16 protein-coding genes are annotated in these 15,458 nt (G+C 67.7%); all 16 read right to left on the bottom strand.

Features of this window, described 5'->3' with window-relative positions:
• A partial coding sequence (locus ACK5NO_RS12335) for a polyribonucleotide nucleotidyltransferase (protein WP_416812982.1) occupies nucleotides 1-1,747 on the bottom strand: 1,747 nt, incomplete at its 3' end.
• 391 nt (nucleotides 1,748-2,138) lie between these two features.
• Nucleotides 2,139-2,408, bottom strand: a complete 270-nt coding sequence (gene rpsO / locus ACK5NO_RS12330) for a 30S ribosomal protein S15 (RefSeq protein ID WP_416812981.1) — start codon at nucleotides 2,406-2,408, stop codon at nucleotides 2,139-2,141.
• 132 nt (nucleotides 2,409-2,540) lie between these two features.
• Nucleotides 2,541-3,626: an alcohol dehydrogenase catalytic domain-containing protein gene (locus ACK5NO_RS12325; protein ID WP_416812980.1), complete on the bottom strand. Its 1,086-nt coding sequence runs from the start codon at nucleotides 3,624-3,626 to the stop codon at nucleotides 2,541-2,543.
• 110 nt (nucleotides 3,627-3,736) lie between these two features.
• Nucleotides 3,737-4,669 carry an amino acid ABC transporter permease gene (locus ACK5NO_RS12320; RefSeq protein WP_416812979.1) on the bottom strand — a complete coding sequence of 311 codons (933 nt, stop codon included), beginning with the start codon at nucleotides 4,667-4,669 and terminating at the stop codon, nucleotides 3,737-3,739.
• Nucleotides 4,666-5,319, bottom strand: coding sequence for an amino acid ABC transporter permease (locus ACK5NO_RS12315; protein WP_416812978.1), 654 nt, complete (start codon nucleotides 5,317-5,319; stop codon nucleotides 4,666-4,668). Before ACK5NO_RS12315 ends, ACK5NO_RS12320 begins: the two co-directional genes overlap by 4 nt.
• Before the next feature lie 75 nt (nucleotides 5,320-5,394).
• Complete coding sequence (locus ACK5NO_RS12310) at nucleotides 5,395-6,255, bottom strand: glutamate ABC transporter substrate-binding protein (RefSeq protein WP_416812977.1); 861 nt, start codon at nucleotides 6,253-6,255, stop codon at nucleotides 5,395-5,397.
• 49 nt (nucleotides 6,256-6,304) lie between these two features.
• On the bottom strand, nucleotides 6,305-7,078 hold the full coding sequence (locus tag ACK5NO_RS12305; RefSeq protein ID WP_416812976.1) for an amino acid ABC transporter ATP-binding protein: 774 nt from the start codon (nucleotides 7,076-7,078) through the stop codon (nucleotides 6,305-6,307).
• A 39-nt stretch (nucleotides 7,079-7,117) separates the two neighbouring features.
• Nucleotides 7,118-8,089 (bottom strand): bifunctional riboflavin kinase/FAD synthetase, encoded by a 972-nt coding sequence (locus tag ACK5NO_RS12300; protein WP_416812975.1) that lies wholly within the window; start codon nucleotides 8,087-8,089, stop codon nucleotides 7,118-7,120.
• A gap of 53 nt (nucleotides 8,090-8,142) precedes the next feature.
• Nucleotides 8,143-8,517 carry a cupin domain-containing protein gene (locus tag ACK5NO_RS12295; RefSeq protein ID WP_416812974.1) on the bottom strand — a complete coding sequence of 125 codons (375 nt, stop codon included), beginning with the start codon at nucleotides 8,515-8,517 and terminating at the stop codon, nucleotides 8,143-8,145.
• Nucleotides 8,514-9,314 (bottom strand): methyltransferase domain-containing protein, encoded by an 801-nt coding sequence (locus ACK5NO_RS12290; RefSeq protein WP_416812973.1) that lies wholly within the window; start codon nucleotides 9,312-9,314, stop codon nucleotides 8,514-8,516. The genes ACK5NO_RS12295 and ACK5NO_RS12290 overlap by 4 nt, the downstream gene beginning before the upstream one ends.
• Nucleotides 9,315-9,390: 76 nt before the next feature.
• Complete coding sequence (gene truB, locus ACK5NO_RS12285) at nucleotides 9,391-10,314, bottom strand: tRNA pseudouridine(55) synthase TruB (RefSeq protein ID WP_416812972.1); 924 nt, start codon at nucleotides 10,312-10,314, stop codon at nucleotides 9,391-9,393.
• Entirely contained in the window at nucleotides 10,298-10,756 is a 459-nt protein-coding gene (gene rbfA, locus ACK5NO_RS12280; protein ID WP_416812971.1) for a 30S ribosome-binding factor RbfA, read from the bottom strand. Before rbfA ends, truB begins: the two co-directional genes overlap by 17 nt.
• On the bottom strand, nucleotides 10,756-13,467 hold the full coding sequence (gene infB, locus ACK5NO_RS12275; RefSeq protein WP_416812970.1) for a translation initiation factor IF-2: 2,712 nt from the start codon (nucleotides 13,465-13,467) through the stop codon (nucleotides 10,756-10,758). Before infB ends, rbfA begins: the two co-directional genes overlap by 1 nt.
• Before the next feature lie 133 nt (nucleotides 13,468-13,600).
• Nucleotides 13,601-13,807 carry a YlxR family protein gene (locus ACK5NO_RS12270; RefSeq protein ID WP_416812969.1) on the bottom strand — a complete coding sequence of 69 codons (207 nt, stop codon included), beginning with the start codon at nucleotides 13,805-13,807 and terminating at the stop codon, nucleotides 13,601-13,603.
• Between the two features lie 99 nt (nucleotides 13,808-13,906).
• Nucleotides 13,907-14,923 (bottom strand): transcription termination factor NusA, encoded by a 1,017-nt coding sequence (gene nusA, locus ACK5NO_RS12265; RefSeq protein ID WP_416812968.1) that lies wholly within the window; start codon nucleotides 14,921-14,923, stop codon nucleotides 13,907-13,909.
• Nucleotides 14,923-15,396 (bottom strand): ribosome maturation factor RimP, encoded by a 474-nt coding sequence (rimP, locus tag ACK5NO_RS12260; RefSeq protein ID WP_416812967.1) that lies wholly within the window; start codon nucleotides 15,394-15,396, stop codon nucleotides 14,923-14,925. Before rimP ends, nusA begins: the two co-directional genes overlap by 1 nt.
• Nucleotides 15,397-15,458: the final 62 nt, after the last annotated feature.

Genomic DNA, 15,458 nt, shown 5'->3' with positions numbered 1-15,458 from the left:
TCACGCGCGGTGCGGTGGCTGCCATCTCATCCGGGGTGTCGATGGCCTCAGCCATGACGTCCTGGATGTGCAGGCGAGCTTCGTTGGCCTGGGTCAAGGCGGAGGCCAGCACCGAGGCGGGAATACCGTAAAGCTTGGTTTCCAGATGGATCGCGGTCACGAACTCTCGGGTACCAGCGACCTTGAAGTCCATGTCACCGAAGGCGTCTTCGGCACCGAGGATGTCGGTCAGCGCCGCGTAGCGGGTCTCACCGTCGACCGTGTCGGACACCAGGCCCATCGCGATGCCCGCGCCGGGGGCCTTGAGGGGCACACCGGCGTTGAGCAGGGCGAGGGTCGAGGCACACACGGAGCCCATCGAGGTCGAGCCGTTAGAGCCCAGCGCCTCGGAGACCTGACGGATCGCGTAGGGGAAGTCCTCACGCGAGGGCAGGACGGGCACCAGCGCACGCTCGGCGAGCGCGCCGTGGCCGATCTCGCGACGCTTAGGCGAACCCACACGACCAGTCTCACCCGTGCTGAAGGGCGGGAAGTTGTAGTGGTGCATGTAGCGCTTATGCGTCTCGGGGCTGAACGAGTCGATCTGCTGCTCCATCTTGAGCATGTTCAGCGTGGTGACACCCATGATCTGGGTCTCGCCGCGCTCGAAGATCGCCGAACCGTGCACGCGCGGGATGACCGCAACCTCGGCCGACAGCGGGCGGATGTCCGCCAGCCCACGACCGTCGATACGCACGCCGTCCTTGAGGATGCGCTGGCGCACCTGCTTCTTGGTGAGCGAACGCACGGCGGCGCTGATCTCACCGGCACGGCCCTCGAACTGCTCGGCGAGCGAGTCGAGCGCGACCGCCTTGAGCTCGTCGAGACGGTTCTCGCGCTCCTGCTTGTCGGCGATGGTCAGCGCGGTGGCGAGGTCGGCCTCAATGGCACCAGACACGGCGGCGAACACGTCGTCCTGGTAGTCCAGGAAGCGCGGGAACTCGCGGGTCTCCTTGGCGGACTGCTCGGCCAGACGGATCTGCGCCTCGCACAGTGCGCGAATGAAGGGCTTGGCGGCCTCGAGACCCTCGGCCACGACGGTCTCGGTGGGGGCGGTGGCGCCCTCGGAGACCAGCTGGAAGGCGTCGTCGGTTGCCTCGGCCTCGACCATCATGATCGCGACGTCGTCACCGACGATACGGCCGGCCACGACCATGTCGAAGACCGCACGGTCCTTCTGCGAGTACTTGGGGAACGCGACCCACTGGTCGTCGATCAGCGCGATGCGCACGCCGCCCACGGGGCCGGAGAACGGCAGGCCCGAGATCTGGGTGGACGCGGAGGCCGCGTTGATGGCGAGGGTGTCGTAGGAGTCGTCGGGGTCGATGGCGAGCACCGTGACGACAACCTGGACCTCGTTGCGCAGACCCGACACGAAGGACGGGCGCAGCGGACGGTCGATCAGACGGCAGGTCAGGATCGCGTCCGTGGTGGGACGTCCCTCACGGCGGAAGAACGAGCCGGGGATCTTGCCTGCGGCGTACTGACGCTCTTCGACGTCCACCGTCAGGGGGAAGAAGTCGAAACCATCACGGGGGTGCTTGCCGGCCGTGGTGGCCGACAGCAGCATGGTCTCGCCGTCAAGGTAGGCGGCGACGGTGCCTGCAGCCTGCTTGGCCAGGCGGCCCGTCTCGAAACGGACGGTGCGGGTGCCGAACGAACCATTGTCAATGGTCGCCTCGGCGAACTGAATCTCGGGACCTTCCATGCGGAAGTCGCTCCATTCTGTTGGAGCAGGCCAGGCGAACTTAAAGGGGCGTCCTATGCCTCACTGATCGTCAGTCGACATGCTCAGATTCGCGGCCGCGTCGTATGCGCGGGGATTCTGCCCATCTCCACCGAGGATCAGCGTCCAGCTGGCCTGCCAGGTGTATGAAGTTGGGCTCCGCCACCAGTGGGCGGGCCGTCCCTATGGTATCAGGCGGGTTGCGAGAACTCCGTCCCAGCGCACGCCAGTCAACGACACACTGCGAAGACGAGGTTCCACCAGGAGTGTGCGGGCACGGGTACGGGCGCGAGGTCGCCCCGAGAAAGTGAAAGACCCGGCCGCTCAACCTCCGTGAAGAGGGAGCAGCCGGGCCGAGCGCACCGGGAGCGTCTTAGCGACGCAGACCCAGGCGCTCAATCAGCGAGCGGTAACGCTCGATGTCGACACGCTGGAGGTAGTTCAGCAGGTTGCGGCGCTGACCGACCAGCAGCAGGAGGCCACGACGCGAGTGGTGGTCGTGCTTGTGCTCCTTGAGGTGCTCGGTGAGGTCCTTGATGCGCTGCGTGAGGAGCGCGACCTGAACCTCGGGCGAACCGGTGTCACCCTCCGACGTGGCGTACTCGGTCATGATGGACTTCTTGGTGGCTGCATCGAGAGGCATGGCCCACTCCTTCTTCGTTCGTTGCGCGGCGCACCCGGGCTGGTTCTCCGGAGCACTGGAATCCGCGGCCGTTTCACGGCGACGTCCCATCATACAGGAGCGCCCGGTTCATTTCGACCGGCCGATGCGCGCTCAGGGAACGAGGGATGTTCGGCTGGCAGCGGCATCGCTTTTCAACAGCGCCGTCGCTGCCCGCTCGAGGGGCACCGGCGCGGCAACGAGCGAGGTCCATGGTCGCACGGCGTGGGTCGAGACCAGCACGTCGACCGCCGTCACCAGGTGGCGCGGATCGAGTCCGCGCACTCCCACCACGTTCCACCCCGCGCGGGCCACGGCCGCGAGGTCGACGCTTCCAGCGCCCGGGGCGAGCGGGCCTAGCAGCGCGAGCACTCCCCCGCGTCCCAGCGCACTGAGCGCGGCGCGCGCGCCAGCGCCAGCGCCCGGCGTCACGATGACGGCGTCACAGGCGGGCGCCCGGACGTCGACATCGAGCGCGAGATCGGCCCCAAACGCAAGGGCACGGCTGCGTCGGACCGGGTCGGGGTCCACCAATACGCACGATGCGGCCCCGCGCTCCGCGGCGATGGCGGCCGCTGCCAGGCCCACCAGGCCGGCGCCCATGACGCCCACGCGCTGGCCAGCCACAGGCCCGAGCCGGTCGAGGGCCGCAGCGGCACGCGCCACGGCACAGCCCGCCGGGGCCACCAGGGCATCGGGGGCCCACGCTGGAACCTCTTCGACCGCCGTGCCAGCGGGGAGGAGCAGGTGTGATCCGAACGTGCCCGACAGCAACAAGTCTCCTGCATCAGCACCCGCCCCGATGTGTGAGGCGGCGCGGCACTCGTCCCTGCGTCCGGCCCGGCAACGCGCGCAGGCGCCGCACGCGACCTGGGAGAGCCAGACGATGCGCTGGCCGGGTTGCAGCGCGCCACCGCTGATACTGCGGGCCCCGGCCCCCACGGCGACCACGATGCCTACCCCCTCGTGACCGAGCGTGATGGGAGCTGTGCCACGGCCGTGCTCGGCGATCTGGGCCCTCACGCAGCCGCACACCGTCGCAAGGGACATGGCGACGAGCACCTCTCGCGGACGGCATAGGGGCAAGCGCGCCGTCACCACGTCGACCTCGCCTCCGTGCCACACGACGGCTCGGCCTGCGCTCGGCGAACCTTGGAGTGCGCCGGGGCGTGCGACAGCGGGCGGAGCAACGTCGGTCATGACCCGACTGTGCGCCAGGCGCGCGTGCTGGGCCACCGCAACGCGCGCTCGTGCTCGCTTGTTCACCCCGGATTCAGCGACCGTTCATCGCACTGGGGCAGGTCGTGCGGCTACGCGCCAGCATTCCCCGGTTCCGCTACTGGCCTGCCCGTGCCGCGCGCCCGCGACGTGGCGAGGGTGTCGTCCTCATGTCCGATCGGAGGCTCAGCGGGGTCGTGTGGCACGTGCTTGGAGCGACGCATGCGGCCCTCCAGCCACGTCGCGAGGCGCGCCACCGCCATGTTGATCGCGATGTAGATCACGGCACCCACGAGCACGAACGGCACCTTGGAGGAGTCGCCAAAGTAGTTGTAGAGGTTCCTGACGACCCTCAGCAACTCGTCGTAGGCGATGATGTAGCCCAGCGAGGTGTCCTTGAGGAGCACGACGATCTGGCTCACCAAGGCAGGGAGCATAATCCGAATCGCCTGTGGGAGTTGGATCCGCAGCATAGTTTGCAAAGGCGTGAAGCCGATGCTCAGGCCGGCTTCCTTCTGCCCGCGCGGCAGCGCGGCGATGCCAGCCCTCAGGATCTCGGCCACGACGGCCGTGTTGTAGACCACGAGGCCCACCACGACAGCGACCAGGGGCGACAGGTCGAGCGCGATCACCCCGAAGTACATGACGAGCAACACGGGAATGCCACGGAACACGTGGGTGAACCCATAGGCAGTCCACCGCACGATCCGGAAGGGCGCTTGGCGGAAGATCGTGAGCACGACGGCAAGTACCGCGACGATCGGCACGGAAATCGCGACTGCCCTGAGGGTGCCGACGACGAGGCCGTCCCACAGCATCGCGCTCCACACATCGGCAGCGCTCTGGCCCTTGGGCGGATCCCATAGCACCGTCCAGCGGTCGTCGAAGATTCCACGCTGCCACGCGGTGTAGAGCACGTAGCCCACGAGCGCGGCGAGGACGAGGAGCACGATCGCCGTGTAGATGCGGTCGCGGCGCTCGGCCTTGGGGCCGGGGATGTCGAACAGCACGGGAGCGTCGCTCATCGGGCCACCGCCACCTTCGCCTCGAGCCGTTCAGCGGCAATGGACAGGGGCAGCGTCATGATCAGATACGCGATGGCGATGCCGGCAAAAATGCCGACCACGTCGCCGGGGTTGCCGTTGGCGAGCCGGTTCGCGATCGCGACGAGCTCGGTGGTCGCGAACCCGGCGGCCACCGAGGTGTTCTTGATATGTGCGACGTACACATTGATGAGAGGCGGAAGGACCGAGCGAAATGCCTGAGGCAGTACCACCGAGGTCAGCGACTGCACAAAGGTGAGCCCCACGCTGCGGGCGGCCTCGGCCTGCCCGACGCCCACAGAATTGATGCCCGAGCGCACGGCCTCGCACACAAAACTCGAGGTGTACAGGGTCATCGCGAGGATTGCCATCGGCACCCCAAGCGGAACCACGAGACCCAGCAGTTGCGGTGAGGCCGCGAGGAAGAACAGGAACAGCAGCGTCAGCGGCGTGTTGCGGAACACGTTGACGTACGCCGCGCCAAACGCCCTCAGCGGCGCAATGGGCGACACCCTAAACGCGGCAAGGATCACTCCCCACACCAGGGACAGCACCCCGGCAGCGATCGCGATCCACAGGGTGGTCGCGAATGCCCTACCGACGAGGTCGAGGTTGTCCAGCAGCGCGCCCATGTCCTTCTTCCCCTCGTGTGATGCGGCCCGGCCTGATGTGGCCGGACCGCACCGCTCGAGTGCGGTCCGTGTGTCTTAGTAGCGGTCGACCGTGGGGACCTCGGGCTCAGGGAGCACCGTGCCCGCGGTCGCGTTCCAGGCCTCGAGCCAGCGGCCATCCTCGAAGATCTCCTCGAGTACGTCGTTGATCCAGTCACGGAACTCGTCGTCTTCGAGCGCGAGCCCGATGCCGTAGGGCTCCTCAGTGAACGGCTCACCCACAACCTTGAACTCGTCCTCAGACTCGGCCACATAGCCAGCAAGGATGACGTTGTCGGTGGTCACCACGTCCACCTGCCCGTTGCGTAGCGGCTCGAGGCAGTCGGCGTACTCGGCGAACAGCACCAGCTCGGCCTCGGGGTAGTTCTCCGCAATGTTGGCGGCGGGAGTCGAGCCCTCAACCGAACACACGTTCTTGCCCGCGAGGTCGTCGGGACCGGTGATGTCCTCGTTGTCGGCCATCGTCATGAGCGACTGACCCGCGTTGTAGTACGGGCCCGCGAACGAGACGATCTCCTTGCGGGTGTCGTTGATCGTGTAAGTCGCGACGACGATATCCACCTGGCCTCCCTCGATGAAGGGCTCGCGGTTGGCAGAGACCGTCGCGGTCCACGTGATGTTCTCGGGAGCGATGCCGAGTTCTCCGGCGATGATCTTGCCGATCTCGACATCGAAGCCCTCAGGGTTGCCGTCAGGCGCCTGCAGGCCGAACAGCGGCTGGTCAAACTTGGTGCCGATCGTGATCTTGCCCGCCTCGGCGAGTGTCGCCATGGTCGAGCCCTCCGGGAAGTCGCTCGCGTCGACGTCCGCGACCTCCACGTCACCGCCAGACGAGCACGCGGTCAGCGCGAGCACGGCGCCCGCAGCCAGTGCGGCCCACTTGGTCCTGTTTCGCATCTTCTCTCCTCTCCTCGACCCCGGCACTCGCCAGGGCCGCCCACGCACCTCAGTGCGTCAAGATCTTCGACAGGAAGTCCTTGGCCCTGTCCGACTGCGGGTTCGTGAAGAACTCCTCGGGCTCGGCCTGCTCCACGATCTGGCCGTCTGCCATGAACACCACGCGGTTCGCCGCCTTGCGCGCAAAGCCCATCTCGTGGGTGACCACGATCATCGTCATGCCGCCTTTGGCGAGGTCCGTCATCACGTCGAGGACCTCGTTGATCATCTCGGGATCCAGCGCTGACGTCGGTTCGTCGAAGAGCATGATCTTGGGTTCCATCGCGAGCGAGCGCGCGATCGCGACGCGCTGCTGCTGGCCGCCGGACAACTGGGCCGGGTACTTGCGTGCCTGGTTGGCCACGCCCACCCGCTCGAGCAACTCCAACGCGCGCGCCTCAGCGTCCTTCTTGGGCATCTTGCGCACCTTGATGGGCCCGAGCGTGACGTTGTCAAGGATCGTCTTGTGGGCAAAGAGGTTGAAGGACTGGAACACCATGCCCACGTCGGAGCGCAGTTGGGCGAGCGGCTTGCCCTCCTGGGGTAGCTCAACGCCGTCGATCTTGATGAGGCCGTCATCGATGGTCTCGAGCCTGTTGATGGCCCGACACAAGGTCGACTTTCCGGAACCGGAGGGGCCGATCACGACCACCACCTCGCCGCGCGTCACCTGCAGGTTGATGTCCTTCAGGACATGCAGTTCGCCAAAGTGCTTGTTGACCTTGTCGAGCGACACCAGGGGCGTAGCGCTCGCGTCGGCCGTCGGTGCCGGGCGTGAGTCCATTCACCGACCATAGCGCTTGAACACTTCATGAGGCGCGCTTTAATCAACTTGTAACACAGTGCGACACCAGGCAACATCGCTCGCCAGGCCGTCGATCAGCGCGTCCAGGGAACCGAAGTCGAGCATGGGGCGGCGCCACTGCACCAGATCAAACGTCACCTCGGCGCCGTACAGGTCCAGCGCTGCACCGTCGATGACGTAGCCCTCGATGCGCAGCCCCTCGACCCCCACCGTGTAGTTGAAGCCCACGCTGATCGCGGCGGGCATGGGCGCACCCACGGCGGTCGCGGACTCGCTCGGTCCTGCCTCCAGTACCGTGAGCCAACCGGCGTAGACCCCGTGACGAGGGATCATGCCGCCGGTCACCTCGAGGTTGGCAGTGGGAAAGCCGATCTGCCGACCCAACTTGTCGCCGTGCACCACCGTGCCGCGCAGCCGGTGGGGGCGCCCCAGCACATCGGCCGCCTCGACGAGTTTTCCGTCGTCGAGCAGCTCGCGCACCCAGGTCGACGACCATCGGCGACCAGACTCCGAGATCGCGCACGCGTCGTCGACCACGTCCACCGCGAAGCCGTGTGCGCCTCCCAGCGCACGCAGCGTGTCGACGTCCCCCGCATTACCGCGCCCGAACTTCGTGTCCGTTCCCACGACCAACCGCGAAGCGTGGAGCCCGTCCACGAGCCAGCGGCGCACGAACTCCTGTGGCGTCTGACTCGCAAACTCAAGCGTGTACGGCACCACGAGCGTCGCGTCGAGACCCGTCGCGGCCAACCTGTCGAGTTTGTCCGCTAGGCCCGTGATGAGGACCGGCTGGTGCGCGGGGTCGTGAACGGCTTTGGGGTGCGGGTCGAACGTCACCGCCACGGCCATCAGGCCCCTGTCGTGAGCGTCGCTCACCATCCGCTCGAGCACGGCCTGGTGTCCGCGGTGCACGCCGTCGAAGTTGCCCAGCGTGACGGCAGTCGCCCCCAGGTCAGCGGGAACGTGGTCGAGGCCGTGCCAAATCTGCATGGCTCACATTGTGCCTTGCGTCGTCGTACGTGCCGGTCACGGCAACGGCAGGACTATCTCTGGTCGAGCATGATGAGCGCGAGCTTGGACGGCTCGAGCGCGTCCACCGCGTGCGGCAGGCGGGTGCCCATGTGCATCACACCGCCAGGAACGAGTTCCTCCGTGCGGCCGTCCGCAGTGATGGCAAGCCGGCCTTCCAACACCATCAGCAGCACGGGCATCGCGGCCGTGTGTTCGGTCAGCACTTGACCCTTGTCGAAAGCGAACAGCACGATGCGCGCGCCCTCTTCCTTGAGCACGGTGCGTGACAGCGTGGATTCGGGCTGGATGCTCACCAGGCCCGCGAGTTCCTCGACGGAGGTCAGGTGCGCGAGCGTTCCACTGGGCGAGGCCAGCATCGACGGGCGGGTCGAGGATGATTCGGTCATGGCTTCTCCTTGAGCGTAGCGACGATGGCGATACCAGCGAGGTTCGCCTGATAGCGGCGGAACACCGACCTCATCGCGAGCACTCGCCTGCGCGCGTCGGAGTCCCTGATGACGTTGCCGACGATCCGCGCGGTGCGCGCGAAGCCCTCGTCGGCGAGATTGCGGCGCATCTCCAACAGCGCCATGGGTGAGGTCGACGTCCATTCGACCTCGAAGCCATGGGCGTCGAGCAGTGCGGTCCATTCCGCGAGCGTCAGCGGCCTGGCGTTGACGCGGATGGTCGTGGCGAGAGCCTTGCGCACCTCGTCTTGGACGTCTTGCGCGACGTCGTCAGGGGTGAGCGCGAGTTCGTGGATCGCGTAGCGGCCACCGGGGCGCAGCAGGCGCGCCGCCTCAGCGATGATCGCGCCCTTGCCCCGATCGGTCTGCATAGTCAGCATCGCTTCTCCCACCACCAGGTCGGCCGATGCGCTCTCGAGTCCCGTGTTGGCCGCCTCCGCTACGGTGCAGGTGCCGCGGTCCCCCACTGCCGCGCTGACGCGCGCGGCAGCATCGGCATCGGCGTCGACGCCGCGGTAGGTAGCGACTCCTCGCTCCAGCAGCCAGCCAGCGGTGATTCCCAGGCCAGGGGCAAACTCGACGACGTCGACGTTCGCGGGACGGGCGGCATCAAGGAGCCGCAGCGTGAGCTCCTTGCCTCCGGGGCGCAGCACTCGCTTACCGAGCCGTGCGAGCAGCCAGTGGCCCTGAACGGAGTCCGTCGACCGTCCGGCCTGCGGAAGTGCGGGTTGCTCCATGGCCATGCGCCTCTCTCGAATCGCCCTCAAGAGGATTATTCAACACTGGCGTTGGATAAATCGAGGGACGGAGGTCCTAGCCGTTCGCGGAGCGGAAGACAATATCGGGCTTGAGCGCACCGCGGGCAGGCGACAGGACCGCGACCAGTTCGCCGGTCTGATCGATGCCAGCAAACGGCCCGTCGCCCTGAGCGTCGCCCGTCTCGACGCTCTGCCCGAATCCCAGCGTCGCGGCCTCGCGAGCAGTCAGCGTTCGCACGGGAAGAATGTCACTCGCGGCCGCACCCAAGGGCACCCGAGGGACCTGCTCGCCTGCGTCCACCAGTGTCGACAGGTCATCAAGCGTGAAGGCATCCTCGATACGGAAGTCGCCCACGCGCGTGCGGCGCAGGGCGGTGAGGTGCCCGCCTACGCCCAAGGCTGAGCCAAGGTCGCGAGCGAGCGCACGCACGTAGGTGCCTGACGACACGTGCACGCGCACGTCGAGGTCCACGACCTCTCCCTCGCGGCGGGTCTCCAGCAGCGTGAACTCATGCACCGTCACCGGCCGCGCAGGCAGGTCGACCTGCTCGCCGTCACGCACGCGCTTGTAGGCGCGTTGACCGTCGACCTTGATGGCGCTCACGGCGCTGGGCACCTGCTGAATGTCACCCACCAAGCCAGCCAGCGCATCGGCGATCTGAGCGTCCGTGACGCCAGAGGCGTCGACGGTGGCCGTGATGTCACCCTCGGCGTCGTCCGTGATCGTGCTCTGTCCCAGCCGGATGGTCGCGGTGTACACCTTGTCGTGGCCCACCACGTAGGTCAGCAGGCGCGTGGCCTTGCCGACGCCAATGACCAGCAAGCCCGTGGCCATGGGATCGAGCGTGCCAGCGTGGCCCACCTTGCGGGTGGCACACAGGCGGCGCATGCGGCCCACGACGTCATGCGACGTCCAGCCCGGGGGCTTGTCGACGAGGACCAGCCCGGGGGTGGGCTCGTCCTTAGCGCGAGGGCTCATCCGACTCGTCGTCGCCTTCGGGCTCGGCCGGGTGACGGTACGGGTCGGCGTCGCCGGCGTACTGCGCGTTCTCCCGCAGTCGAGCCAGCTCCGCGTCGCGCTGGTGCGCCTCGTACAGCGCCTTGTCCAGGCTCGCGGCGGTCTCGGGGACCGCGTCGAGGTGGAACTCGAGGGTGGGCGTGAGCCGGATGCCCAGCTCACGCCCCACGAGCGTACGCAAGCGCCCCTTGGCCGAGGCGAGGGCGGCGGCAGTGCCTGCCCGCTCCTCGTCCCCGCCGTAGACCGTGTAGAACACGGAGGCCTGCTGGAGGTCGCCGGTGACACGAACATCGGTCACGGTGACGAATCCCAGACGAGGGTCCTTGATCTCAGTCTCCAGCGCGCGGGCGACCACCTTCTTGATGGTGCCCGCGAGCCTCAGGGCGCGTGCGTTGTCTGCCATTAGTTCCTCGGAATCTCGACCATCTCGAAGGTCTCGATAATGTCGCCCACCTGGATGTCGTTGAACTTGCCCAGGCCGATACCGCACTCGTAGCCGTCGCGGACCTCGGTGACGTCATCCTTGAAGCGACGCAGCGTGTCGATGGTGGGCTCGCCGATGACGACCCCATTGCGCACGACCTTGGCCTTGGCGTTGCGGGTGATGACACCGGTACGCACCAAGCAACCGGCGATGTTGCCGAACTTGGAGCTGCGGAAGATCTCCTGGATCTCCGCGCCACCGACCTGACGCTCCTCGTACTCGGGCTTGAGCATGCCCTTGAGCGACGCCTCGACGTCCTCGAGCGCACGGTAGATGACCGAGTAGAAGCGCATGTCGACGCCCTCGCGGTCGGCGAGGTCCTGCACGCGCTCGGCGGGACGGACGTTGAAGCCCAGGATGATCGCGTTGTCGACCGTCGCGAGGTTCACGTCGTTCTGCGTCACGGCACCCACACCACGGTGGATGATGCGCAGGTCGACCTCGTCGCCCACATCGATCTGGAGCAGCGCGTCCTCGAGTGCCTCGACGGCACCAGACACGTCACCCTTGATGATGAGGTTGAGGGTGTCGACCTTGCCCTCCTCGATGGCCTTCGTGAAGTCCTCGAGGCTGATGCGCTTGCGACGCTTGGCGAGCTGAGCGGCGCGCTCGGCGGCCTCGCGCTTTTCGGCGATCTGGCGTGCCGTGCGGTCGTCCTCTGCCACCAGGAAGGTGTCGCCAGCGCCGGGGACCGAGGTCAGACCGATCACCAGCACCGGGCGTGCAGGCTGAGCCTCCAGCACGGGCTTGTCGTGCTCGTCGAACATCGCACGCACACGGCCGTGAGCCGTACCCGCGACAATCGCGTCACCGACGCGCAACGTACCGGAGTTGACCAGCACGGTCGCCACGGCACCGCGGCCCTTGTCGAGGTGAGCCTCGACGGCCACACCGCGGGCGTCCTTGTTGGGGTTGGCACGAAGGTCAAGGCCGGCGTCTGCGGTCAACAGCACGGCCTCGAGCAGGCTGTCGATGCCCTTGCCCTGGAGAGCGGAGACGTCGACAAACATGGTCTCGCCGCCGTACTCCTCGGCCACCAGGTTGTACTCAGTGAGCTGCTGGCGGATCTTGGCGGGGTTGGCCCCCTCCTTGTCCACCTTGTTGACCGCGACCACGATCGGCACATTCGCCGCCTGGGCGTGGTTGAGCGCCTCGATGGTCTGGGGCATCACGCCGTCGTCCGCCGCGACCACGAGGATCGCGATGTCGGTGACCTCGGCACCACGGGCACGCATGGCGGTAAACGCCTCGTGACCAGGGGTGTCAATGAACGTGATGGCACGGTCGATGCCCTCGTGGGTGTGGTGCACCTGGTAGGCGCCAATGTGCTGGGTGATGCCACCGGCCTCGCCCGAGATGACGTCCGACTTGCGGATGGCATCGAGCAGGCGGGTCTTTCCGTGGTCGACGTGACCCATGACGGTGACGACCGGCGGACGGGCCTCGAGGTCCTCATCGGTCTCGGCCTCGAGCTCGGCGTCCAGGTCCAGCCCGAAGTCCTCGAGCAGTTCCTTGTCCTCTTCCTCAGGCGAGACAATCTGGATCTTGTAACCCAGCTCCGCGCCCAGGGTCTCGAACGTGTCCTCGTCGAGCGACTGCGTGGCCGTGGCCATCTCACCCAAGTGGAACAGCACGGTCACCAGCGACGCGGGGTTGACGTCAATGCGCTCGGCGAAGTCCGTCAGCGTCGCACCGCGGCGCAGGCGGATCAGGGTCGTGCCGTCACCGCGAGGGATCTGCACGCCACCGATGGCCGGTGCCTGCTGCTGCTCGTACTCGGCCCGCTTGGCACGCTTGCTCTTACGCGAACGTGCGGGCTTGCCGCCCTGACGACCGAAGGCACCAGCGGTGCCGCCGCCACGACCGCGACCGCCGGGAGCCGGACGACCACCGGGGCCGCCAAAGCCACCGGGACCACCGGCACCGCCAGGGCCGCGCCCGGGAGCGCCGCCACCGGGACGGCCACCGGGGCCGCCGCGACCTGCGGGCGCACCGGGACCGCCGGGCGTGCGGTTGGGCATCTGTCCGGGGCTAGGACGCGGTCCACGACCGCCGGGGCCGCCGGCACCAGCAGGCGCACCAGGGCGGGCGCCGGGAGCGCCGGGACGCGCGCCGGGGCCACCGGGACGCTGGGTCTGGAAGGGGTTGTTGCCGCCGGGACGCGGGCGCGGACGGGGTCCTGCCGCACGCTCGGAGAACGGGTTGTTGCCACCAGGACGCGGACGCGGCTTGGGCATGTCTGCGGGGCTCGCGCCACCCTGGGGGGCGGCGGGAGCGGCAGGCGCCGCCGGAGCGGGTGCTGCCGGAGCCTTCGGGGCGGGGGCTGCAGGAGCCTCGACCTCAGGTGCGGCGGGCGCCTCGGGGGCGGGGGCAGCGGGCTTGGGGCCAGGCTTGGGGCCGGGCTTGGCTGCAGGCTTGGGGGCGGCCTTGGGCGCGGCCGATGCGGGGGCCGACGATCCGGCCGAGTTGGCACCTGCGGGGAAGGCCTCGCGGGCCTTGCGCACGACGGGCGCCTCGAGCGCCGACGAGGCGCCCTTGACGTATTCACCGAGCTCGTTGAGCTTGGTAATCAGATCCTTGCTCGAGACTCCGAGCTCTTTCGCGATCTCATGAACGCGGGGCTTTGCCACAATTCTCCTGTCTCGGTCCGACCGAGGCAGGGTCGAACCATCGTTACGAGTGGGTACTCATCGTGAGGTACTCATCGGTCGCTCATGGGCTTTCATCCCTTGATCTCGATGGCGGGCACGGCGGGTCTGGGTCTCACGCACCCGGGAGGGTGACGCCGGACGCATCGGCCCCGGCACAGCGCAAGGCTCTGCCGATGCTTGAGCGCCTCAGCGCGAGCGCAAGGCAGTCAGGGTCAGGGTGCAGCCACGCACCCCGGCCCGGCAGCGACTTGCTCCCGTCGACCACCACGCGGTGGCCGTCGAGTGCGAGACGCACCAGATCCGACCGAGACGACTTCACACGGCATCCCACGCAAGTGCGCACGGGTTCGTGCGGACGCGCGTCGGCACCTTGGGAAGGCAGACTCGGCTCCATCAGTCTAGCGCGACGCGGCCGCCGCTAGCGACGGGCTTCATCGGCGCGCCCCGACTGCTCGGGTGCCTCGTCAGAGCGAATGTCGATGCGCCAGCCGGTCAGACGGGCCGCGAGCCTCGCGTTCTGGCCTTCCTTGCCGATCGCGAGCGACAGGTGGAAGTCAGGGACGATCACGCGGGCTGCCCTGGCCTCCTCGTCCACGACGGTGACCGAGACCACGCGGGAGGGCGACAGCGCGTTGCCCACGAACGTGGCGGGGTCCTCGTCCCAGTCGACGATGTCAATCTTCTCGCCGTGCAGTTCACTCATGACGGCCCGGACACGGGCGCCCATGGGGCCAATGCATGCACCCTTGGCGTTGACACCGGGGACCGTGGCGCGCACGGCGACCTTGGTGCGGTGGCCTGCCTCGCGCGCGAGGCTCATGATCTCCACGGTGCCGTCAGCGATCTCGGGCACCTCGAGTTCAAACAACTTGCGCACGAGCCCCGGGTGGGTACGCGACAGGGTGATCGACGGACCCTTCTGTCCACGCGTGACCTCAAGCACGTAGCCGCGCAGGCGCTGGCCGTGCTCGTACGACTCGGTGGGTACCTGCTCGTGCGGGGGCAGCAGCGCCTCGGTCTCGCCAATGTCGACGTGCACGTTGCGGGGGTCCGCGCTCTGCTGAATGATGCCCGAGACCAACTGGCCTTCCTTGCCCGCGTACGAGCCGAGCACCGCATCGTCACCCACCTGGCGCATGCGCTGCACAATCACCTGGCGCGCGGTGGCCGTCGCGATGCGACCAAAGTTGTCGGGGGTGTCGTCGAACTCCGGAAGGTCCTCGATGCTGATCTCCGACTCGGGCTCCGGCTCCTCGCGGGCGAAGATCGTCACCTTGCCGGAGTCGCGGTCCACGTGCGCACGCGCGTGCCGGTAGGCGCCGGGCGTCTTGTGGTAGGCCGAGACCAGCGCCTGCTCGATCGCGTCGACAAGGATGTCGAGCTTGATCTCGCGCTCCTTCTCGAGGCTGCGCAGCGCGAACATGTCGATATCCATCAGTTCTCCTTGTCGAGGCGCTTGAGCTCGACCTCGATGCGGCCTTCGGCCACATTCGCCAGTTCCACGCGCTCGGTGCCGTGCGGCGCTTCGAGCACCAGCACATCGTCTTCTACATCTGTCAGGCGTGCCACCGTCTGCGTGCCGTCGACGAGCGACAAGGCGAGCAGCCTGGTCCGTGCTCGCAGGTAGTGACGGCGCTCGGTGAGGGGGCGGTCAGTGCCGGGGGTCGAGACTTCAAGGACGTACTCCGTCGAGGGCCCGTTCGCCTCGTCGAGCGCGGCACCGATGGCACGCGAGGCCTCGGCAACCCGGTCGAGGTCGGCACTGCCTACCTCGGTTTCGGGCAGGTCGACGGTGATGACGACGCGGGTGCGCTTGCCTGCGGGCGAGACGTTCACCCCATCGAGGACGAGTCCCGCCTGAGCGGCGGCAGGTGCGGCCAGCTCAGCGATCCTGTTGGTGAGGTCCATGGGGCCCAGCCTCCTGCGCGTGACGCGCTCCGTTCCTGAAATTCGGTCGCGGACAGTCTACC

This window comes from Demequina sp. (genome assembly GCF_047975725.1).
Taxonomy (GTDB): Bacteria; Actinomycetota; Actinomycetes; order Actinomycetales; family Demequinaceae; genus Demequina.
The sequence above is the reverse complement of the archived record's forward strand: the minus strand, read 5'-3'. Positions and strand labels throughout refer to the sequence as shown.

What these genes read in the sequence shown, in the direction of transcription:
- ACK5NO_RS12310 (WP_416812977.1), bottom strand. Translation starts at nt 6,255, where the DNA reads ATGCGAAACAGGACCAAGTGGGCCGCACTGGCTGCGGGCGCCGTGCTC.
- ACK5NO_RS12290 (WP_416812973.1), bottom strand. Translation starts at nt 9,314, where the DNA reads ATGGAGCAACCCGCACTTCCGCAGGCCGGACGGTCGACGGACTCCGTT.
- ACK5NO_RS12325 (WP_416812980.1), bottom strand. Translation starts at nt 3,626, where the DNA reads ATGACCGACGTTGCTCCGCCCGCTGTCGCACGCCCCGGCGCACTCCAA.
- truB (WP_416812972.1), bottom strand. Translation starts at nt 10,314, where the DNA reads ATGAGCCCTCGCGCTAAGGACGAGCCCACCCCCGGGCTGGTCCTCGTC.
- rimP (WP_416812967.1), bottom strand. Translation starts at nt 15,396, where the DNA reads ATGGACCTCACCAACAGGATCGCTGAGCTGGCCGCACCTGCCGCCGCT.
- nusA (WP_416812968.1), bottom strand. Translation starts at nt 14,923, where the DNA reads ATGGATATCGACATGTTCGCGCTGCGCAGCCTCGAGAAGGAGCGCGAG.
- ACK5NO_RS12295 (WP_416812974.1), bottom strand. Translation starts at nt 8,517, where the DNA reads ATGACCGAATCATCCTCGACCCGCCCGTCGATGCTGGCCTCGCCCAGT.
- ACK5NO_RS12305 (WP_416812976.1), bottom strand. Translation starts at nt 7,078, where the DNA reads ATGGACTCACGCCCGGCACCGACGGCCGACGCGAGCGCTACGCCCCTG.
- ACK5NO_RS12320 (WP_416812979.1), bottom strand. Translation starts at nt 4,669, where the DNA reads ATGAGCGACGCTCCCGTGCTGTTCGACATCCCCGGCCCCAAGGCCGAG.
- rpsO (WP_416812981.1), bottom strand. Translation starts at nt 2,408, where the DNA reads ATGCCTCTCGATGCAGCCACCAAGAAGTCCATCATGACCGAGTACGCC.
- rbfA (WP_416812971.1), bottom strand. Translation starts at nt 10,756, where the DNA reads ATGGCAGACAACGCACGCGCCCTGAGGCTCGCGGGCACCATCAAGAAG.
- ACK5NO_RS12315 (WP_416812978.1), bottom strand. Translation starts at nt 5,319, where the DNA reads ATGGGCGCGCTGCTGGACAACCTCGACCTCGTCGGTAGGGCATTCGCG.
- ACK5NO_RS12300 (WP_416812975.1), bottom strand. Translation starts at nt 8,089, where the DNA reads ATGCAGATTTGGCACGGCCTCGACCACGTTCCCGCTGACCTGGGGGCG.